This window comes from Paracoccus sp. J56 (assembly GCF_019633685.1).
GTDB classification, from domain to species: Bacteria; Pseudomonadota; Alphaproteobacteria; order Rhodobacterales; family Rhodobacteraceae; genus Paracoccus; species Paracoccus kondratievae.
Genome location: NZ_JAFL01000001.1, coordinates 103508 through 124276, shown reverse-complemented (window position 1 = coordinate 124276; position 20769 = coordinate 103508). Strand labels below are relative to the sequence as shown.

At 63.3% G+C, this 20769-nt stretch carries 18 protein-coding genes, 1 tRNA gene, 1 other RNA gene and 1 riboswitch; of the genes, 10 read left to right on the top strand and 10 right to left on the bottom strand.

Annotated features, from left to right (window positions below; genetic code table 11):
* The first annotated feature begins 7 nt into the window (after positions 1-7).
* From M511_RS00580 to M511_RS00560, 5 genes are all read left to right on the top strand, one after another.
* Complete coding sequence (locus tag M511_RS00580; protein ID WP_085501094.1) at positions 8-613, top strand: inner membrane-spanning protein YciB; 606 nt, start codon at positions 8-10, stop codon at positions 611-613.
* A 69-nt stretch (positions 614-682) separates the two neighbouring features.
* Entirely contained in the window at positions 683-1864 is a 1182-nt protein-coding gene (gene metZ, locus M511_RS00575; RefSeq protein WP_085501093.1) for an O-succinylhomoserine sulfhydrylase, read from the top strand.
* A gap of 92 nt (positions 1865-1956) precedes the next feature.
* Positions 1957-2922: a GTP cyclohydrolase FolE2 gene (folE2, locus tag M511_RS00570; protein WP_010392470.1), complete on the top strand. Its 966-nt coding sequence runs from the start codon at positions 1957-1959 to the stop codon at positions 2920-2922.
* A gap of 20 nt (positions 2923-2942) precedes the next feature.
* The gene (locus M511_RS00565) at positions 2943-3224 is read left to right on the top strand and encodes a hypothetical protein (RefSeq protein ID WP_010392468.1); all 282 of its coding nucleotides are present in this window, start codon (positions 2943-2945) and stop codon (positions 3222-3224) included.
* A 55-nt stretch (positions 3225-3279) separates the two neighbouring features.
* Complete coding sequence (locus M511_RS00560) at positions 3280-5679, top strand: ATP-dependent helicase (RefSeq protein WP_085501168.1); 2400 nt, start codon at positions 3280-3282, stop codon at positions 5677-5679.
* On the opposite strand, the gene M511_RS00555 is transcribed toward M511_RS00560, so the two are convergent.
* Entirely contained in the window at positions 5676-6518 is an 843-nt protein-coding gene (locus M511_RS00555) for an SDR family oxidoreductase (RefSeq protein ID WP_085501091.1), read from the bottom strand. The two genes, M511_RS00560 and M511_RS00555, sit on opposite strands and share 4 nt — an antisense overlap.
* Positions 6519-6635: 117 nt before the next feature.
* On the opposite strand from M511_RS00555, the gene M511_RS00550 reads away from it, so the two are divergent.
* The 3 genes from M511_RS00550 (at position 6636) to rpmG (ending at position 7677) form a co-directional block, all read left to right on the top strand.
* Entirely contained in the window at positions 6636-6965 is a 330-nt protein-coding gene (locus M511_RS00550; protein ID WP_083825807.1) for a winged helix-turn-helix transcriptional regulator, read from the top strand.
* A gap of 33 nt (positions 6966-6998) precedes the next feature.
* An RNA gene (gene rnpB / locus M511_RS00545) (RNase P RNA component class A) lies at positions 6999-7366 on the top strand.
* 143 nt (positions 7367-7509) lie between these two features.
* Complete coding sequence (rpmG, locus tag M511_RS00540) at positions 7510-7677, top strand: 50S ribosomal protein L33 (RefSeq protein WP_010392460.1); 168 nt, start codon at positions 7510-7512, stop codon at positions 7675-7677.
* A 90-nt stretch (positions 7678-7767) separates the two neighbouring features.
* Here the strand turns inward: rpmG and M511_RS00535 are convergent, their stop codons facing one another.
* From M511_RS00535 to M511_RS00525, 3 genes are read right to left on the bottom strand one after another with little or no spacing between them, the layout of a single operon-like run.
* The gene (locus M511_RS00535; protein ID WP_085501167.1) at positions 7768-11004 is read right to left on the bottom strand and encodes an error-prone DNA polymerase; all 3237 of its coding nucleotides are present in this window, start codon (positions 11002-11004) and stop codon (positions 7768-7770) included.
* Positions 11004-12524 carry a Y-family DNA polymerase gene (locus M511_RS00530; protein WP_085501090.1) on the bottom strand — a complete coding sequence of 507 codons (1521 nt, stop codon included), beginning with the start codon at positions 12522-12524 and terminating at the stop codon, positions 11004-11006. Before M511_RS00530 ends, M511_RS00535 begins: the two co-directional genes overlap by 1 nt.
* A complete protein-coding gene (locus M511_RS00525; RefSeq protein ID WP_085501089.1) occupies positions 12442-13107 on the bottom strand; it encodes an ImuA family protein in 666 nt (221 codons plus the stop codon). Before M511_RS00525 ends, M511_RS00530 begins: the two co-directional genes overlap by 83 nt.
* Before the next feature lie 516 nt (positions 13108-13623).
* On the opposite strand from M511_RS00525, the gene M511_RS00520 reads away from it, so the two are divergent.
* A complete protein-coding gene (locus tag M511_RS00520; protein ID WP_139824516.1) occupies positions 13624-13809 on the top strand; it encodes a hypothetical protein in 186 nt (61 codons plus the stop codon).
* 78 nt (positions 13810-13887) lie between these two features.
* Here M511_RS00520 and M511_RS00515 read toward each other — a convergent pair.
* From M511_RS00515 to M511_RS00500, 4 genes are all read right to left on the bottom strand, one after another.
* Positions 13888-13962: transfer RNA gene (locus M511_RS00515), tRNA-Glu, on the bottom strand.
* Between the two features lie 121 nt (positions 13963-14083).
* Positions 14084-15838: a single-stranded-DNA-specific exonuclease RecJ gene (recJ, locus tag M511_RS00510; protein ID WP_085501088.1), complete on the bottom strand. Its 1755-nt coding sequence runs from the start codon at positions 15836-15838 to the stop codon at positions 14084-14086.
* A gap of 48 nt (positions 15839-15886) precedes the next feature.
* The gene (glpX, locus tag M511_RS00505) at positions 15887-16852 is read right to left on the bottom strand and encodes a class II fructose-bisphosphatase (protein WP_010392447.1); all 966 of its coding nucleotides are present in this window, start codon (positions 16850-16852) and stop codon (positions 15887-15889) included.
* 81 nt (positions 16853-16933) lie between these two features.
* Positions 16934-17185 (bottom strand): BolA family protein, encoded by a 252-nt coding sequence (locus M511_RS00500; protein WP_010392445.1) that lies wholly within the window; start codon positions 17183-17185, stop codon positions 16934-16936.
* Between the two features lie 70 nt (positions 17186-17255).
* Here M511_RS00500 and M511_RS00495 point away from each other — a divergent pair, with 70 nt between their 5' ends.
* Positions 17256-17882: a J domain-containing protein gene (locus M511_RS00495; protein ID WP_010392443.1), complete on the top strand. Its 627-nt coding sequence runs from the start codon at positions 17256-17258 to the stop codon at positions 17880-17882.
* A 95-nt stretch (positions 17883-17977) separates the two neighbouring features.
* Here the strand turns inward: M511_RS00495 and metK are convergent, their stop codons facing one another.
* On the bottom strand, positions 17978-19144 hold the full coding sequence (gene metK, locus M511_RS00490) for a methionine adenosyltransferase (protein WP_085501087.1): 1167 nt from the start codon (positions 19142-19144) through the stop codon (positions 17978-17980).
* Between the two features lie 5 nt (positions 19145-19149).
* Positions 19150-19198: riboswitch (SAM-SAH riboswitch) on the bottom strand.
* 32 nt (positions 19199-19230) lie between these two features.
* Entirely contained in the window at positions 19231-20763 is a 1533-nt protein-coding gene (gene lnt, locus M511_RS00485; protein WP_085501086.1) for an apolipoprotein N-acyltransferase, read from the bottom strand.
* Positions 20764-20769: the final 6 nt, after the last annotated feature.

The following is a 20769-nucleotide window of genomic DNA, read 5'->3' as shown; positions in this document are numbered from 1 at the left end:
CCTCGCCTTGACCGAACCGCGCAAGATCAATCCCTGGCTCAAGGCCGCACTGGACCTTGGCCCGCTGGTCCTGTTCTTTGTCGTCTTCATGCGGTTTCGGGATCAGACCGTGACCTTGGCTGGGCGTGAATATTCCGGATTCATCTTTGCCACGCTGGTCTTTGTGCCGGTCCTTGTCATTTGCACGCTGGCGCTATGGCGCCTGACGGGGCGGCTGTCGCCCATGCAGATCGCCACGCTGGTTCTGGTCGTCGTCTTTGGCGGGCTGTCGATCTGGCTGAATGATCCCAGGTTCTTCAAGATGAAGCCGACGATCATCTACCTGATCTTTGCCGCGCTGCTTGGCGCAAGCCTGATCCTGCGCCGCAACTGGCTTGAGCTGGTCATGTCCGAGGCCCTGCCGATGCGTGCCGAGGGCTGGCGAATCCTGACCCTGCGTATGACGCTGTTGTTTCTGGGGCTTGCCATCGCCAATGAGGCGGTCTGGCGGCTGATGTCCGAAACGGCCTGGGTGAACTTCAAGACCTTTGGCCTGCCGGCGATCATGGTGGTGTTTTTTGTGGCCAATTCGCGGCTGTTTGAACGCCATGCCTTGCCTCGCGACAGCGAATAGCCGGCCCCGGGGCCTTGCACGGCTGGCCGGGCAGGAGTAACCCGGCATCCTGACCATCAGGAGCCAGCCATGTCCCAGGAGTCGAACAAGCCTCTGCATCCGCGCACGCGCGCTGTCCATCACGGCATTCGCCGCAGCCAGTACGGCGAGATGGCCGAGGCCCTGTTCATGACCCAGGGCTTTTCCTACGACAGCGCCGAACAGGCCGAGGCCCGTTTCATCAAGACCGCGCCGGATGAATTCATCTATGCCCGCTATGGTAACCCGACCTCGCGCATGTTCGAGGATCGGATCGCCAACCTTGAAGGTACCGAGGACGCTTTTGCCACTGCCAGCGGCATGGCGGCGGTGAACGGGGCACTGATGTGTTTTGCCAAGCCCGGCGATCATATCGTTTCGTCGCGGGCGCTTTTCGGTTCATGCCTTTATGTGCTTGATGTGCTGGTGCGTTTCGGGGTCGAGGTGACCTATGTCGATGGCACCGATCTGGAACAGTGGCGCGCGGCGATCCGGCCGACGACGCGGGCGGTATTCTTTGAATCGGTCTCGAATCCGACGCTGGAGGTGGTGGATATTGCCGGCGTGGCCGGGCTTGCCCATGCGGTCGGCGCGCTGGTCGTGGTCGATAACGTCTTTGCCACCCCGGTTTATTCGCGTGCCGTGCAGAACGGTGCCGATGTCGTGGTCTATTCGGCGACCAAACATATCGACGGCTCGGGTCGCTGTCTGGGTGGCGTGATCTGTGGAACCCGCGAGTTCGTGCGCGACGTGGCCGAACCCTATCTTAAACATACCGGCGGCGCGATCAGCCCCTTTAACGCATGGATGATGCTGAACGGGCTGACGACGATGGACCTGCGTGTTCGTGCCCAGACCGACAGCGCCTTGCGCCTTGCCTCTGCGCTTAAGGATGATGGCCGTCTGTCGCGTGTGATCTATCCCGGCCTTGCCGACCATCCGCAATATGATCTGGTCATGCGCCAGATGGGGGCGGGCGGCACCATGGTCGCCATCGACCTGGGCAGCAAAGAAGCTGCCTTTGCGGCGATGAACCGGATGCAGGTTTTCCAGATTTCGAACAACCTTGGCGATGCCAAGTCGATCGTCACCCATCCCTCGACGACGACGCATCAGCGCCTGTCCGAAGAGATGCGGGCCGAGCTGGGCATCACCCCCGGCCTTTTGCGCCTGTCGATCGGGCTTGAGGACGCGGATGATCTGATCGCGGACATCCGCCAATCCCTGGCCTGAGGGCGCTCTGGCGTCCGGAACTTGCCGGGCGCCCCCTTTCCTTTCGGGTCGCGAGCCCCCAGATTATTGCCGACCTTTAAGCGAGGACGACCATGACCGAGGCCCGCCCAATCGCCACCGAACGCGCCTATCCTGCGCTTAAGCGCGAATACCCGGCCGATTTCCGGGTCGATGACGCCTATAAGGCCAGCCTGCCGGACCTGCAGAACGGACCGGCCAGCCTGATCGTCGGGGCGCGCGCGCCGATCCAGCACGTCGGCATCTCTAACTTCCGTCTGCCGATCCGCTATATGACCCGCGAGGGCGGCGAGATCACGCTTGAAACCAGCGTTACCGGCACCGTCAGCCTTGAGGCTGATCGCAAGGGCATCAACATGAGCCGCATCATGCGCTCGTTCTATGCCCATGCTGACAAGCAGTTCTCAATGGGGGTGCTTGAGGCGGCGCTGGACGATTACAAATCCGACCTCGACAGTCTGGACGCGCGTATCATGATGCGGCTCAGCTATCCGATGCGGGTCGAGTCGCTGCGCTCGGGCCTGTCGGGCTGGCAGTATTACGACATTGCGCTGGAACTGGTCGAAAAGGCTGGCCAGCGGCTGCGGATCATGCATTTCGACTATGTCTATTCCTCGACCTGCCCCTGTTCGCTTGAGCTCAGCGAACATGCCCGGCGTATGCGCGGCCAGCTTGCGACGCCGCATTCGCAGCGTTCGGTGGCCCGGGTCTCGGTCGTCATGCAGGGCGATACCCTGTGGTTCGAAGATATGGTGACCCTGTGCCGTCGTGCCGTCGCGACCGAGACCCAGGTCATGGTCAAGCGCGAGGACGAACAGGCCTTTGCCGAGCTGAACGCCGCCAACCCGATCTTTGTCGAGGATGCGGTGCGCGCCTTTGCCGCCGAGCTGATGGCCGAGCCGCGTATCGGCGATTTCCGCGTCGTGGCCAGCCATCAGGAATCGCTGCATTCGCATGATGCGGTTTCGGTGCTGACTCAGGGCGAGACCTTCGCCCATGCCAGTCTGGACCCCGCGATCTTCGCCGGCCTCAGGGCGTAATGCTGTGGTTGTCCAGCGGAATGGCCTGTCTCCTGGCGGCCCGGCTGGCGGCAATCTGGCTTTGCCTGAGCCATCGCTATCCTGAATGGCGCCTGCGGCGGCTGGCCGAGGGGCGGTCGTCCGGTCCCCTCGCGTTCGGGATGCTGCACGCCAATCCGCTGTTCGACGGCCAGGGGTTTCTGGATTGGCACCACCCGCGCAACCGCCGCGAACGCATCCGGCTTTACGCGGTGGGTGCGGTTTTTCTCGCTCTGGCTCTTCTGGTTTTCTGGGGACTTGCCGCCGCGGTAGGCGGCATGTGAACGAAATGGGAACGACAGGCTTTCCCGAGCGCGGATGCGGGGCTATGGTGCGGGCATGAGTGATTTCGACGACTCGGACGCTTTCGAGGCCGCAGCCGCGCCGGTGCCGCTGTCCCAGCGGGCAATCGGTGCGCGGCTTGTGCCCTATCTTGACGGGCTTAACCCCGCGCAACGTGCAGCGGTCGAGGCGCTGGATGGTCCGGTCCTGCTGCTTGCCGGTGCGGGCACCGGCAAGACCCGGGCGCTGACCACGCGTATCGCGCATCTGCTGAACCTTGGCCGGGCCCGGCCGGGGCAGATCCTTGCCGTGACCTTTACCAACAAGGCCGCGCGCGAGATGAAAGAGCGCGTCGCCCGCCTTTTGGGCGAGGCGGTCGAGGGCATGCCGTGGCTTGGCACCTTTCACTCGATCAGCGTCAAGATCCTGCGCCGCCATGCCGAGCTGATCGGCGATGGTGAGCTGCATCTGAAGCCCAGCTTTACCATCCTTGATACCGACGATCAGATACGACTGCTCAGGCAGCTTATTCTGGCCGGGAATATTGATGAAAAACGCTGGCCAGCGCGTCAGCTTGCCCATTTGATCGACAGCTGGAAAAACCGCTGCCTGTCCCCGTCGCAACTGCCCAAGGGCGAGGAACGCGCCTTTGACGGCTGGGGTGGCCGGCTTTACGCGGCCTATCAGCGCCGTTTGCTGGAGTTGAACGCCACCGATTTCGGCGACCTGCTGATGCATTGCGTACATCTGTTCCAGGCCCATCCTGATGTGCTGAGATCCTGGCAGGATCGGTTCCGTTATATCCTCGTTGACGAATATCAGGATACCAACGTCGCCCAGTATATGTGGCTGCGGCTTTTGGCGTCTGCTCATCGCAATATCTGCTGCGTTGGCGATGATGACCAGTCGATCTATGGCTGGCGCGGGGCCGAGGTTGGTAACATTCTGCGCTTTGAGAGTGATTTTCCCGGTGCGCAGGTGATCCGGCTTGAGCAGAACTATCGCTCGACCCCGCATATTCTTGCCGCGGCTTCGGGGCTGATTGCGGCGAACCGTGGCCGGCTTGGCAAGACGCTGTGGACCGAGGTCGAGGGGGGCGAAAAGGTCCGCCTGATCGGTCATTGGGACAGCGAGGCCGAGGCACGCTGGATCGGGGAAGAGATTGAGGCTTTCCACGGCGGGCATCGTGCGGCACTCGGTCGGCGCAATCTGAACGACATTGCCATCCTCGTACGGGCCAGCCATCAGATGCGGGCGTTCGAGGACCGTTTCATGACCATCGGTTTGCCCTATCGGGTGATCGGTGGTCCGCGCTTTTATGAGCGGGCCGAGATTCGCGATGCCATGGCCTACTTCCGGCTCGCGGTCAGCCCTGCCGATGATTTGGCGTTTGAGCGGATTGTGAACGTTCCCAAACGTGGTCTGGGCGAGAAAGCCGTTCAGACCATTCAGCGCGAGGCGCGCGAGCGGAATTTGTCGCTGCTGGAGGGTGCGGTTTCGACGGTTGCGACCGGCGCTCTTGGCGGCAAGGGTGCGGCGGCGTTGCGTCAGTTCACCGAGGCGATGGGCCGCTGGCATGCCGATGCGCTGGACAGTCGCGTCAGTCATGTCGAACTGGCCGAGCGGATTCTGGACGAATCCGGCTATACCGCCATGTGGCAGAACGACAAGTCGCCCGATGCTCCGGGTCGTCTCGACAACCTCAAGGAACTGGTCAAGGCTCTGGAAGAGTTTGAAAATCTTCAGGGTTTCCTTGAGCATGTCGCGCTGGTCATGGACAACGACTCTGGCGAGCAGACCGATGAGGTCAGTATCATGACCCTGCATGCGGCCAAGGGTCTGGAATATCCCATCGTCTTTTTGCCGGGGTGGGAGGACGGCCTGTTTCCCAGTCAGCGCAGCATGGATGAAAGCGGGCTGAAGGGGCTCGAGGAAGAGCGGCGGCTTGCCTATGTCGGGATCACTCGTGGGCGTGAGCTGGTGACGATCAGCTTTGCCGGCAACCGTCGCATGTATGGGCAATGGCAATCCAGCCTGCCGTCGCGCTTTATCGACGAACTGCCCGAGGATCACGTTGAGGTGCTGACGCCGCCCGGCCTTTACGGTGGTGGTTATGGCGCGGCGGCGCAGCCCTTTGCGCCCTCGGCTATCCATGAGCGTGCGGCGCAGAGCGATGTCTACAACTCTCCGGGCTGGAAGCGCATGCAGCAGCGCAGCGCCGAACGCGCGCAGCCTGTTCATCGCACCCCGGTCGTGATTGATGCCGAACCTGCGGCGCGGTTTTCGGTCGGGGATCGGGTGTTCCATCAGAAGTTCGGCAATGGCACGATCATGGGCATTGCCGAGGATACGCTGACCGTCGAATTCGCCACCGGTTTCAAGACGATCAAGGCGGGCTATGTGCAGCCCGCCTCGCAGGCCGGTTCGGGTGGTGCGATGGACGACGTGCCGTTTTAAAGCGCGGCGCGCACCACCTCGGCCAGTGTCGCGGTCGGTCGGCCTATCAGGCCGGTCAGGGTGCGGCTGTCGTCAAAAAGCGCACCCTCCGCAGCTTTGGCGTCCCAGTCGGCGATGGCGGCGGCCAACCCTTCCGGCAGGCCGGCACCCGTTAGCGCGGCGGCATAATCGTTCTGCGACAGGTTTTTATAGGGAATGGTCCGACCGGTTTGGGCAGAAAGCTCGGCTGCGAGTTCCGCCAGCGTCCAGCCATTGTCACCGGCAAGTTCATAGACCTTACCAAGATGGCCTTCACCCGTGACCACTTTGGCGGCGGCCTCGGCATAATCTGCGCGCGCGGCGGCCGAGATCCGGCCCTCGCCGGCAGCACCGATCAACGCGCCATGTTCCAGCGCAGCCGGGAATGCGCCGGTGTAGTTCTCGGCATACCAGCCATTGCGCAGGATCGTATGGGGAAGGCCCGATTCGGAGAGCAGCTTTTCAGTCACGACATGTTCATCGGCAAGGGACAGGGGCGTGCGGTCGGCGTGCAGCAGGCTGGTATAGACGATCTGGCTGATGCCGGCGGCCTGGGCAGCCTCGATCACGGCGCGGTGCTGGACAGCGCGTTTGCCGACCTCGCTTGCCGAGATAAACACCAGTCGATCCACGCCAGCCAGCGCGGTGGTCAGCGTCTCGGGGCGGTCATAATCAAAGGCGCGGGTCTCGACGCCCAGATCGACGGCCTTTCCGGGGTTGCGGGCCAGCGCGACGACTTCATTTGCGGGCAGCAGTTCTTTCAGACGGGCGGTGATCAGGCGGCCAAGCTGGCCGGTGGCTCCGGTAACGGCGATGGTCATGTCATTTCCTTTCGCAAATGCTTGTGCAGCGAGAGGTAAAAGCATTACTATTAAAAAGTAAGTACTGACGGAGATGTTAGTGTGAAAAATTCTGAAACCGGTTGCCGGGGGAATCTGATGGCCGCGGAATGCCCGTCGCGCGATGTCTTGCGGCGGCTGACCGGGCGCTGGGGGATGCTGGTCCTGCGCGTGCTCTCTGACGGGCCGCAGCGGTTTTCCGGCCTGCGGCGGCAGATTGGCGGTATCAGCGAGCGGATGTTGGCCCAGACTTTGCAGGGGCTGGAGGCCGACGGCATGGTGCTGCGCCGCGATTTCCAGACTGTGCCGCCACATGTGGAATATGCGCTGACGCCTTTGGGGCATGAGGCAGCGACGCGCGTCGATACGCTGCTTGGCTGGATCGAGGACACATTGCCCCAGATTGCGCAGGGTTGGGCACAGGCTTGACCCGGCCTTTGCGCGGGCCTATCTGGACCTTGCGCGGATGGCCGGATGACCGCGGCGGCAACGTCGAGGAAAGTCCGGACTCCATGAAGGTGCGGTGCCGGGTAACGCCCGGCGGGGGCAACCCCAGGGAAAGCGCCACAGAGAAGAGACCGCCCATGCACGCATGGGTAAGGGTGAAACGGTGGGGTAAGAGCCCACCGCGGGGCTGGCAACAGTCCTGGCATGGCAAGCCCCACCGGGAGCAATGCCGAATAGGGACCGCGCGTCGCAAGACAGGGCTGCCTTCGCCCCAGCAGGTCCGGGTTGGCAGCTAGATCCCGTCAGTAATGGCGGGACCAGATGAATGGTCATCAAAGGGGGTAACCCCGGAACAAAATCCGGCTTACAGGCCATCCGCGCATATCTGACCCTTTTGCCTTGCAGATCGGCCTGAAATCAGGTGATTCCCGGTTGACTTCGCCTGCTGTGCCGCTAAAAGGCGGGCTCCAAGAGAATTCCACGGGGTTCGCGCCATGCGTCTTGCCCCGCAGCAGGAGCGAAACAGATGGCGAAGCCGACGACGATCAAGATCCGTCTGAACTCGACGGCCGGGACCGGGCATTTCTATGTCACCAAGAAAAACGCCCGCACGATGACCGAAAAGATGTCGGTCACCAAATACGACCCGGTCGTGCGCAAGCATGTCGAGTACAAAGAAGGCAAGATCAAGTAAGATCTTCCTTTACGGAACTTTTCTGAAACCGCGTCCCTTCGGGGGCGCGGTTTCCTTTTATGGCCGTGATTTCCCGCCCTTGGGCGCGGCTTAATGAAAGTCGCGCGATTTCGGCAGGATGCGCACCTTGCGCGGATGGCTGGGCCGGGGCTGGGGCAGCGTGGCGGGGGCCTCTCCGGCCAGGCGCAACAGCGCGTCCGAACGGTCCCCCAGCCAATGGGCGATGACATGGGTCACGCCATCGGCGCGCTGAAGCTGGCCGCGGATTTCCAATAGGCGGGCGCTCATCGCTACTTTGCGGAACTGGCCAAAGGTCTTTGCCCAGATCACCAGATTGGCGACGCCGGTTTCATCTTCCAGCGTGATGAAACAGGTGCCATTGGCGCTGCCCGGGCGCTGGCGGACCAGCACGATTCCGGCCATGCGCAGCCATGCCCGGTTCGGCAGCCGTGCCAGAGCGGCGGCGGGCGTATAACCCTGATCGGTCAGGCTGCGGCGCAGAAAGGCCATGGGATGGGCTTTCAACGACAGGCGCAGCGTCTGGTAATCGGCGGTGACCTGTTCACACAGCGGCATGGCAGGCAGAGAGATTGCAGGTTCGGCCCCTTCGTCCCGGCGGCCAAAAAGCGGCAGCTCTGGCGCATCGCGCAACGCCCGCGCCTGCCACAGCCCCGCCCTGCGGTCGAGGTTCAAAGAGCGTAGCGCATCGGCGGTCGCGACCTGACGGATCGTCCGGGTATCAAGGTCGGCGCGGCGTTTCAGATCGGCCAGATCAGTATAGGGGCCGCCGCGGCGCGCCTGCACGATACGCTCGGCCGGGGCTCTGGCCAGTCCGTCGATCTGGCGCAGGCCAAGGCGCAGGGCAAAGGCACTATCGCAGGGCTCCAGCGTATTGTCCCATTCACTGATATTCACATCGACCGGCAGCACCGTCACACCATGTTCGCGTGCGTCGCGCACAATCTGCGCCGGGCCATAAAACCCCATGGGCTGGCTGTTGAGCAGTGCGGCAGCAAAGGCCTCCGGGTGATGGCATTTCAGCCAGGCCGAGACATAGGCCAGATGGGCAAAGGCTGCCGCATGGCTTTCCGGAAAGCCGTAATCGCCGAATCCCCTGATCTGGTTAAAGCACCGTTCGGCGAATTCGCGGTCATAGCCGCGCGCGACCATCTTTTCGACCATGCGGTCCTGTAGCTGCCCGATCGTCCCGCGCGAACGGAATGTCGCCATGGCCTTGCGCAGCTTATCAACCTCGGCGGGGGAGAACTGCGCTGCGACCATGGCAATCTTCATCGCCTGTTCCTGAAAGATCGGCACGCCCTTGGTGCGTGACAGGATGTTTTTCAGCTCATCGGGATCGCCGTCGCGGGGGCCGGGATATTCGACATCCTCCTGCCCGCTGCGACGCCGCAGATACGGATGGACCATATTGCCCTGAATCGGGCCTGGCCGGACGATGGCGACCTGAATGACCAGATCATAAAACGTCCTGGGCTTCAGTCGCGGCAGCATTGCCATCTGTGCGCGGCTTTCGACCTGAAAGGTGCCAATGCTGTCACCTCTTTGCAGCATCTCATAGGTAGGTTGATCGTCATGGTCGAAATCCGAAAGCGTCAGGGTCTTGCCATGATGCGCCCTGATCAGGGCAAAGCATTTGCGGATGCAGGTCAGCATCCCCAGCGCCAGCACATCGACCTTAAGGATGCCAAGCTCATCAATGTCGTCCTTGTCCCATTCGATAAAGCTGCGATCCGGCATGGCGGCATTGCCGATGGGCACGGTTTCGGACAGGGGCCCCTCGGTCAGCACAAAGCCCCCGACATGCTGGGACAGGTGGCGAGGCATACCGATCATTTCATCTGCCAGCCGGACCGTCCGGCGCAGGACTGGGTCGTGCAGATCAAGCCCCGCCTGATCGGTCGAGGCTGCGCTCATATCCTTGCCCCAGCTGCCCCAGACGGTATTGGCCAGTGCCGAGGTCACATCCTCGGACAGGCCCATGACCTTGCCAACCTCGCGTATGGCGCTGCGGGGGCGGTAATGGATCACCGTGGCGCATAGCCCGGCACGGTCGCGGCCATGGCGCTGATAGATGTGCTGGATGATCTCTTCGCGCCGCTCATGCTCGAAATCGACGTCGATATCGGGCGGCTCGGTGCGGGTCTCGCTGATGAAACGCTCAAACAACAGCTCATGCCGGGCCGGATCGACCGGAGTGATGCCAAGCACGAAACAGACCGCTGAATTCGCTGCCGATCCGCGCCCCTGATACAGAATACCCTGCGCCTTGGCGTAGCGGATGATGTCGTGAATGGTCAGGAAATATTGCGCGATGTTTTTCTTGCCGATCACGGCCAGTTCCTTGACCAGAGTCGCGCGAACCTTTTCGGGCACACCTTCGGGATAGCGCCAGGCCGCGCCTTGCCAGGTCAGGTTTTCAAGATGCTCTTGCGGGGTAAGACCGGGAGGCACGCTTTCGCGCGGGTATTCATATTGCAGTTCGTCCAGCGAAAAGGTGCAGCTTTCGGCGATCTCGCGCGTCGCGCGGATGGCGTGCGGCCAGTCCGAGAACAGCCGCACCATTGCGGCCGGGCTCTTCAGGTGCCGCTCGGCGTTTTGGGCAAGCAGCAGGCCCGCGCGGTCGATGGTGGTGCCCTCGCGGATGCAGGTCATGACATCCTGCAGCGGACGCCGCTCGGGCGCGTGGTAATGGACATCGTTCACCGCGACGATTGACAGGCCAGCTGCCCGCGCTGCCCGGTCAAGGCGGTTGATACGGGACCGGTCGTCGCCGCGATACAGCCAGCTTGCCGCGACATGGGACAGCTGCGGCAGGCGTTCGGCAAGCCGGGGCAGGGACGTCAGGTCATTGCCCGGCAGCCAGATCAGGCGCATGCCTTGGGCGTGGCTGGCAAGATCGTCAAGGTTCAGATCACAGCGACCCTTTCCTTGCCAGTGCCCGTCAAGATCATGCCGTCGTCCCTTGGTGATCAGTGACGCAAGGCGGCCGTAAGCTGCGCGGTCGGTCGGATAGGCCAGAAAGGCGCTGCCATCGGCCAATACGATCCGCGCCCCGATTACCGGACGCAGGTGCAATTGTTTTGCCGCCGCATGCAGGCGTACCACTCCGGCAAGGCTGTTCAGATCGGCTATCCCCAGCGCGTCATAGCCCAGATGACAGGCCGTCAGCGCCAGTTCATGGGGATGCGAGGCACCATGCAGAAAGCTAAAGGCACTGGTCACCGCCAGTTCGATGTAATCAGAGGGCGGGTTCGGGCGCTTGACCTCGGGCAGCGGGATCTGGGGACGGGCGTGATGTTCGGGCATCAGGCAAAAATCCCGTGCAGGAACCATCGCGGAGCGCCGCCACGGCCGTCATGGATGAGCCCCTCGCGATAGATCCACAGGCGCAGGCCAGTGTCATCCTCGATGCGGAAATAGTCGCGCAGCCGGGTGCCGGGACGGTCGCGCCACCACTCCGGCGCGATCCTTTCGGGTCCGGCATGGCGGGCGACGCGCAGGGTCTGGCGGCGCCAGATGAATTGCGCGGGCGGCCCCTCGGGAATGACGTAGAGGACGCGGATTTCCTCGGCTGGAGACAAGAGCCGGATCGGCCGGTCCGCGCGTGCAGGCGGGGCGGGAATGGCTGCAAGCGGCGGGCCGGGGATTTCGGCCCGTTCGGGGATGTGGCTTTCGTGTGGCAAGGGGCGGCTGATTGCGGTTGGGCCAAAGCGAGCCGCCAGCCTGTCCACCAGCCGCGCGAGTGCAAGGCCCGAAGGCGCGGCACCATCAAGGCCGGGCTGGGCGGCGGTCAGCGGCTCGACCGCCTCGGCGGCAAGGCGGATCAGGTCGAAACCATAGCCGGGGTCCAGCCGCTCTGACCGGCCGTCAAAAAGGCGCAGCAGATGCGCGGCTTCGCGCGTGGGGGCGGCCATCGAGACACGGATATCGCGCCGTTCACCATCAATGCGAAATACTGAAAGGCACAGCCGCCGACAGCCGCGATCCGCCGCCGCAAGCTGCGCACAAAGCCGTTCAAGCAGTTCCGGCAACCAGTCCGAAGGGTCGACGACCGGTTCGGCCAGCCGCGCCTCGGCGGCGAACTCTGGCGCGGGTTCGGGCGCACCCAGCGGCTCGGCCGCGCGTCCCAGCGCCTGATCCAGCCGGATCAGCGGGTTGTCCTGCGCGCCTGCGCGGGCAAAGCGGCGCATCAGCGACAGGCGCGGGATAGCCGCCAGATCACCGATGGTCTTTAGCCCAAGCCGCCGTAACAACAGCTGCGTTTCATCCGACAGTCGCAGCCCGGCGACCGGCAGGGGTGCCAGCGCCGGCAGAGGGTCAGTGCAAATCGCACGTTCTGGACCAAAGCGAGCCAGCGCCCATGCCGTGCCGCGCGTGGGTGCCAGCGCCAGCTTTGCTGTCAGCCCTGCGCGGGCAAAATGCGCCTGTATACGGGCCAGCATTGCGGCCTCGCCCCCGAACAGATGGGCGGTGCCTGTGGTGTCGATAAGGATGCCGTCATCACCGTCCGGCGTGCTCCACGGTCCCCAGCGCCTCGCCCAAAAGGCAAGCCGTGCCAGCCTTGCCGCATCCTGTTCAGGTTCGGCCTGCTCAATGCGCAGCGCGGGGCAGATGGCGCGGCTGTCCACAGCGCGGGCCCCGATGCGAGCTCCGGCCTCTTCGGCGGCGCGGTTCACTGCATGAATGACAGGGCCATGCGTGCCGGGAACCGAAAGCGCCAGCGGGACTGTCTCGGGCCAGTCGTCACCCCGCTTTGCGGCGCGGCTCAGCCAGCTTTCGATCGCCAGCCGGGGCAGAGAAATCGAGACGATCCGCCGCCCGGTCATGGCGCACCAGCCAGGTCGAGGGGGGCTGACCACGCGCCCGGAACAGCTCGGCCAGCCACAGCGGATCGCCGGGCGCATACGGGTCGTCGGGATCGGTGGCCGAGGGCAGGGGTGCCAGCCGCCAGCGCATCCGCGCTGCGCTGGCCTCGGGGCGCGCGGCATGACGGATCAGCCAGCAGGGCAGTCCCGCCGCCTCGGCCCGCAGCGCCAGCCGTCGGCTGGCGGTAAAGCTTAGCGCCGGGGCATGGCCATGAATCTCGCCCACCACGGCCGCAAGCGCCCGGCTTTGCAGCCCGTCTTCCAGCGCGGCCAGCACATCGGCAGGGCGCGTCAGGTCCAGCCTTAACAAGTCGCGGCCCATACCGGGCAGGAAGGGTGCGCCGAATTCGGTCCGGCTCAGCCGGTCTTGCACCCAAAGCACCAGCCCTGGCGGCAGTGTGGCCAGCACGAATCCCGGTGCAGCCCCGGTCAGGGGGCGGGTGCCAAAGGCTTCGGACAGGATTGGTGCGGTCAGAGAGGGCACCACGGGGACTGGCGCCCGTCCGAAAGGCGCCACCCCGATAGGGAAAGGGCGTGCGGACATGGTTTAGCCATATGTTTCTGTTTTGTTCTTAGCGCGCGCCCCGCAGATTCGTCAATCGCGAGAAAACAGGATCGCCCCCTTGTGAAAGCGGCCTGTCGTTGGCTGACGTGACCGGCACTGATCTTCTGGACCAGCGCACGATGGCGCTGGCTGCCCTGCGCCAACTTCGCCATGCGTTGCTGCCACCAGCCTACGGCTTCCGCACGCGTAACGTCTGCTTAGCCTTGTCGGGCAGCGTATCTTTGCTGTCGACGACAAAAGCGCGGCGGAAACGTTCAGGGCGACGACCCAAGCAAGAGGTCATGCAAATGTCACGCAGTCGCGTAACCTGGCCCGTATCGCCGGTTGTGCTTCATACTGGCGGACGGATATACGGTGAACGGTCTATGAAGCTCTACCTGAGCAGCCACGTCACCCCCACGGGGGCCATCAAGACCACAGCCACCCCAGCATACTATGGGCGGGACGATGACACCAAGGGCTGCGGCGTCAGCAACCAGCGCAACAACGAGCTGAGTGATCGCCAAGAAGATTCTAGAGGCAGTGGACCGGCTTGAGCACCAGCGCGGGGTGGACATGACCGGCCCGGAACTGAAGATGCTGCCCCGCAAGATGGAAAACTACAACAAGGCGCAGTGCGACCGGATCAAGGTTCAGGCCGCCCTCGCAGGCGCAAAACTGAAAGGCAGACCAACGGCCTAAGCGCATGACAGCTAGTGGGTAGCTATGACCCGGACTTGCGCAAATTACGCTACAATTTCAATAGAATACATTGAAAAATGGCAGCCCGTAGGGGAGTCGAACCCCTCTTTTCAGGTTGAAAACCTGACGTCCTAACCGATAGACGAACGGGCCACTTTCTTGTTCCACCGGGCGCTGCCCTGCGGTGTGGGGCGGTATTTAGGTCCTCTGTCCCAAGGCTGCAAGCGGAAAAATCGTCTGGCTGCAAAGTTTTTCTGCCAGACACTTGCCGGGCTCACTCGACCGGTGCAGCATCATCAAGGCGCAGCCGCACGCGTTCACGCCCGCCCCATTGCGACAGCTCAAGCTTGCCCGCCAGATGAAAGCGTCGCCCCTTGGCACCCAAAAGCGCGGGACCCAGAGGGCCGCTCATCGCACCCCAACCGACGGCTTCCAGAACCGGACTGCCGGGGCTGCGGAAACGCAGGCGTAAATGGCTGTCGCCCATGGTTGCGGCGCTGTCGATCAGCTGCGCGGCAAAGGCAAAGCGTGGCGCTGGTGCCGCCTGACCAAAGGGGCCGGCCCGTTCCAGCATCTGCATCAGCTCGATGGTCGCGCCGGCAGGGTCCAAAAGGCCCGAGATGCGCAGTTCACCCGCGCCGGGGCGGTCAGACATCTCTCGTGCCAAAAGCTGCGAAAGCCGCTCCATAGCGGCGGGGATCTTTGCCTCTTCGACCGTCAGGCCCGCCGCCATCGCATGACCACCACCTTTAAGCAGCAGCCCCTCGGCCGTAAGGCGCTGAATGGCGCGGCCCAGATCTACGCCGGGCACGGATCGTGCCGAGCCTTTGCCGATGCCATTTTCAATCCCGACCACCACCGAGGGCAGGCCGGTCGCCTCTTTCACCCGCGCGGCGACAATGCCGACAACGCCGGGATGCCAGCCTTCGCCTGCCGCCCAGGCGACACAGCCCGTATCGCCAGTAGCCTGAGCACGCGCCTCGACCTGGGCCAATGCTTCGTCACGTACCGCAGATTCGATGGCGCGGCGGTCGCGGTTCAGCGCGTCCAGCTCGGCCGCCAGCCGTCCGGCCTGTCGGCTATCGGTGCAGGATAGGCAGAGCGCGCCCAGATCGGCCTTGCCGACCCGGCCACCGGCATTGATGCGCGGTCCCAGCAGAAAGCCGAGGTGAAAGGTATTCGGTGCCGAATCAAGCCGCGCTGCATCAGACAGCGCCACAAGGCCCGGTCGTTCGCGCCGCGCCATGATCAGCAGCCCCTGTCGGACAAAGGCACGGTTCACCCCAATCAAGGGCGCCACATCCGCGACCGTCGCCAGCGCCACCAGATCCAGCATGGGAATCAGGTCGGGCTGGGGATGACCACCCTGACGCAGCAGGCTATTGCAGCGCACCAGTGCCAGAAACACCACACCTGCGGCGCAAAGATGGCCAAGGCTGCCGTCCTCATCGGCGCGATTCGGGTTCACCACAGCCAGAACGGGGGGCAGGGTCTCCCCTCCCTGGTGGTGGTCCAGCACGATGACATCGCAGCTGGCTGCCGCCAGAGCCTCATGACTAAGCGTGCCGCAATCGACGCAGATAATCAGGTCGTGATCGCGCGACAGCGCCGCGATGGCGGGGGCGTTTGGTCCATAGCCTTCGTCGATACGGTCCGGGATATATAGGCTTGCATCGCGTCCCTGCCGACGTAGCCAGTCAAGAAGCAGTGCTGCTGAGGCGCCCCCGTCCACGTCGTAATCGGCAAATATAGCAATGCGCTGCTTACTCAGAACCGCCGCCACCAACCGGTCGGCTGCCTTGTCCATGTCGCGCAGTTGCGAGGGGTCGGGCAGCAGATCACGCAGCTTGGGATCAAGATAAAGCGGCGCTTCATTTGCGGGCACACCGCGAGCAGCCAGGATCCGGCAGACGGGCAGGGGCAGGCGGCTGTCCTGCGCCAGTGCTTCGGCAGTGCGCTCCAGCGCAGCCTCGGGGCCACGCCACAGCCGGCCGGTCAAAGAAGAGGTGACGGAAAGAAAGGCGGTCATGTGGGCTTCATCCCCCATGACCGCCTGCTGTTCAACCCTGTCCCGTGCTTAGCGGATCGGATTGCGATAGATCATGCGCCGCACCGAGCCGGTTTTCGAACGCATGAGAATGGTTTCGGTCTGCAGATAATGCGGCTCACGCTTCACGCCGGCCACGATCGAGCCGTTGGTGACGCCGGTCGCGGCAAAGATCACATCGGCGGTCACCATCTCATCGCGCGAATAAATACGGTCAAGATCGGTGATGCCGGCCTTGGCGGCGCGGGCCTTTTCATCCTCGTTGCGGAACAACAGCTTGCCCCACATCTGCCCGCCCATGCATTTCAGCGCCGAGGCAGCCAGAACTCCTTCGGGCGCGCCGCCCGAACCCATATACATGTCGATGCCGGTCAGTTCGGCCTCGGCGCAATGGATCACACCGGCAACATCGCCATCGGTGATCAGGCGGATGGCCGCCCCGGTCGAGCGGACTTCGGCGATCAGATTCTCATGGCGCGGACGCTCAAGGATGCAGACGGTGATATCGCCGTCCTTGACGCCACGGGACTTGGCCAGCGCGCGCACTCGCTCGGCCGGGGACATGTCGAGGCTGACGATATCCTTGGGATAGCCCGGCCCGATGGCCAGCTTTTCCATGTAAACGTCGGGCGCATGCAACAGGGTGCCGCGCGGCGCCATGGCGATCACGGTCAGGGCGTTCGGCATGTCCTTGGCGGTCAGCGTGGTGCCCTCCAGCGGGTCCAGCGCGATATCCACTTCGGGCCCCTGACCCGAGCCGACCTCTTCGCCGATAAACAGCATCGGGGCCTCGTCCCGCTCGCCTTCGCCGATAACGACGACGCCCTTGATGTCCAGCATGTTCAGCTGTTCGCGCATCGCATTCACGGCGGCCTGGTCGGCTGCCTTCTCGTCACCGCGGCCGATCAGCCGCGCCGAGGCATGGGCGGCCGCCTCGCTGACGCGGGCAAGGCCAAGCGACAGCATGCGATCGTTGAAATCCTTGGGCGAGCTCATCCGAAAATTCCTTGTGATTTCTGCTTTTCGGGGCTTCTACGCCCCGGCTCCGGAACGGGCAAGCCTGCGTGCGCTAACGGGTCAGTTTTCCGCCAGTTCCAGCGCCAAAGCGTGAATACGCGGCACAATATCGCCCAGGGTGCGATGCACCAGCCGGTGACGTGCGACATGGTTCAGCCCGGCGAATTGCGGGCTTGCCATGCGGATGCGGAAATGGGTCTCTCCGCCCTCGCGCCAGCCGCCATGGCCGCGATGGCTTTCGCTTTCGTCAATGATTTCCAGACGCGAGGGCTCCAGCGCGGCCAGTCTTTTGTGCATTTCTTTGGCGATCATTCGCTTGCCCCCCTTTCATGTCCTGCGAAATAGCCTAAACTGCCTGTCCCGTTCAGGACAAGGCAGGCAAATGAGCAACAGCGACCCGTTCGGATTCGATATTTCCGCAGCTGCGGACAAAAAGCGCCGGGCAAAGGGCCGGCGTGGCATGTCGGGTGCGTTCGAGACCTCGACCCGGCGGTGCGACAAGGCCGGCTGCACCGAGCCGGGCCAGTATCGTGCACCCAAATCGCCGCGTGCACTTGATGATTACTACTGGTTCTGCAAGGAACACGTCCGCGAATACAACCTGAACTGGAATTATTTCCAAGGTCAGTCCGAGGCCGAATTCCAGGAGTTTCTGGACAATGCCACGGTGTGGGAGCGTCCGACCAAACCCTTTGGCCGCGCCACGCAAGAACGTAAATGGGCGCGTCACGGCATTGACGACCCGCTCGAGATTCTGGGCGCGAACGGCACCAATCCCGAAGTCCGCACCCAGACGGCCCGTAAACTGCCGCCGACAGAACGCCGCGCCCTTGAAATCCTTGAGGCCAAGGAAACCTGGACCCGCGGAGAAATCCGCAAGCAATACAAATCCCTGGTCAAGGATCTTCATCCTGATATGAACGGTGGTGACCGCTCAGACGAAGAACGCTTGCAAGAGGTGGTCTGGGCCTGGGACCAGATCAAGGACAGCCGCAGCTTCAAGGACTGACCGAAAAAAGCCAAGGGCAACCCACCCTTGGCTTCTTTCGTGTCCAAATATCCTGGGGGAGCGCGGAACGCGCGGGGGCAAAGCCCCCCATTGCCTTACAATTCCCGCCTGATGGCCTCAGCCAGATCCGTCCGCTCCCACGAGAATCCACCATCAGCTTCCGGCGCCCGGCCAAAGTGGCCATAGGCAGCGGTGCGGCGATAGATCGGGCGGCACAGATCCAGATGCTCGCGGATCCCGCGCGGTGTCAGATCCATGGCGCGTGAGATGGCGCGTTCGATCTCGGCCTCGGGGATTTCGCTGGTCCCGAAAGTATCGGCATAGATCGACAGCGGCTTTGCCACGCCGATGGCATAGGACAGCTGGATGGTGCAGCGCTTTGCCAGCCCCGCGGCGACCACGTTCTTGGCCAGATAGCGTGCGGCATAGGCGGCCGAGCGGTCGACCTTGGTCGGGTCCTTGCCCGAGAAAGCACCGCCACCATGCGGGGCGGCGCCGCCATAGGTGTCGACGATAATCTTGCGCCCGGTCAGACCTGCGTCGCCGTCCGGCCCGCCGATGACGAAAGTCCCGGTCGGGTTCACCCACCATTCTGTCCGCTCAGTCAGCCATTCCGAGGGCAATACCTCGCGGATATAGGGTTCAACGATGGCGCGGATATCATCCGAGGTCTGGGCCTCATCCTTGTGCTGATGCGACAGCACAAGGCTGGTGATCTCGACCGGTTTGCCGTTTTCGTAACGCAGGCTCAGCTGGGACTTCGCGTCTGGCCCCAGCATCGGCTCGGCGCCCGATCTGCGGGCCTCGGCCAGACGACGCAGGATCGCATGCGCATATTGAATCGGCGCGGGCATCAACTCGGGGGTTTCATCGACGGCATAGCCGAACATGATACCCTGATCGCCGGCACCGTCGCGGTCCACGCCCTGACTGATATGGGCCGACTGTTCGTGCAGGTAATTGTGCACATGGCAGGTGTTCCAATGGAACTTTTCCTGTTCATAGCCAATATCGCGGATCGTATCACGGGCGATCTGACTGATGTGCCCCATGTATTCGCCAAGCTTCTTTTTATCGCTCAGCCCGATCTCTCCGCCGATGACCACGGTTCCGGTGGTGGCAAAAGCCTCACATGCGACGCGCGCGGCCGGATCCTCGGCCAGCAGCGCGTCAAGCACCGCATCCGAGATCTGATCGCATAACTTGTCGGGATGGCCCTCGGACACCGATTCCGAGGTGAACACATAGTTCTGTCTGGCCATGAAATTGCTCCGTTAAAATGACGCCGTCACGCCAGGAAGCCGTTGTGACGGTCAAGACGAAGCGTTAGAGGACGGACCCCTTGCCGTCAACAGCGCAGCGAGGCCCGCCCACGTCGCAGGCAAAACAAAAGCACTGCCAGCGTCACTGCCACCGCCGGCCCGTCACCCCAGCGTGACCAAGGGGTCGGGGGCAGCGCGCCGGGCAGGGGTGCGTCAATCCGCCCGGTAAGGTTCAGTCCCAGACTGGCCCGGATCCCGCCGCGTGCATCAATCACTGCCGAGACGCCGGTATTTGCCGCCCGCATAAGTGGCAGGCCTGACTCGATAGTGCGCAGCCGCGCCTGCGCCAGATGTTGCCACGGTCCCGATATCTGTCCGAACCACCCGTCATTCGTGACCTGTAACAGCCAGTCAGGCCGATCCTCGCCTGAAATCAGATGCCGCGAAAAGACGGCCTCATAGCAGATCAGCGGCTGCATCGCAGGCAGGCCGGGCAGGCGCATGACCTGTGGGCCGGGACCCGCAGAATAGCCAAAGCCATGCTGCGCGGCAAAGGCGCGGATGCCGAAACGGGCCATCACATCGCCCCATGGCGTATATTCGCCAAAGGGGACGAGGTGAAACTTGTCATAGACCGGACCGATACCAGCGTCTGAAAACTGGGTCAGGCTGTTGAAATAGCGGCTGCCTTCGCTGCGCTGGATGCCCAGAATGACCGGCGCGCCAACATAGGCCGAGATGTCCTGCGCCGCAGTTCCCGATTGGTTCAGCAGGAAGTTCACCGCCGTTTCCGGCCAGATCATCACATCGGGTGCGGGCTTGCCGGGGTCGCGGGCCGCCGAAAGCTCAAGCAGGCGGCCGAAAAAGACCTCGGACCACACGGGATCCCATTTCAGTGCCTGCGTGGCATTAGGTTGGACCAGCCGCAGGTGCAGCCCGGTATCAGGTGGCAGTGGCTGGGCAAGGCGGGCGAGACCCGCGCTCCATGCCGTGGCGATGACGAGGATCGACAGGACCCAGCCCGGCAGAGCTGCAAACCGGCCCGGGCGATGAAAGATCAGCGGCAGGGCGGCGGCAAGCATGGTCAGGGCCGACAGGCCGATTGAGCCAAATGTGGCTGCGATCTGCGCAGCCGGAGTATTGATCCAGATATGGCCGGTCAGCGCCCAGGGCAGACCGGTGAATATCCAGCCCCGCAGCCAGTCCGACAGGACCATCAGCGCGGCAAAGGCCACCCCCTGACGGGGAAAGCCGGGGGCAATCCGCACTGCAAGCCATGCAGGAATGGTCCAGAAAAGTGCAGCGCCTGCCGCCATGAACAGCAAGGCAAAGGGGGCCATCCAGCCATAGACCTCGGGTTCAACGAGAAAGGGTTCGATGATCCAGAACATGGCAAGGGCAAAGTGCCCAAGCCCGGCTGCAAAGACCTGCAAGGCGGCCCATCGCGCGGTGTCTGCCGTTGCGACCTGCCGGCAGACAAGGGCCAATGCGATGACCGTCAGCGGCCACAATTCCCACGGCGCCTGACCCAGTGCCGCAAGCGCGCCAAGGCCTGCGTTGGCGGCAAGAGCGGCCCAGAACGCGCGTCGTGGCGAGGACATGAGGGCCGGACGGGCCATGATTTG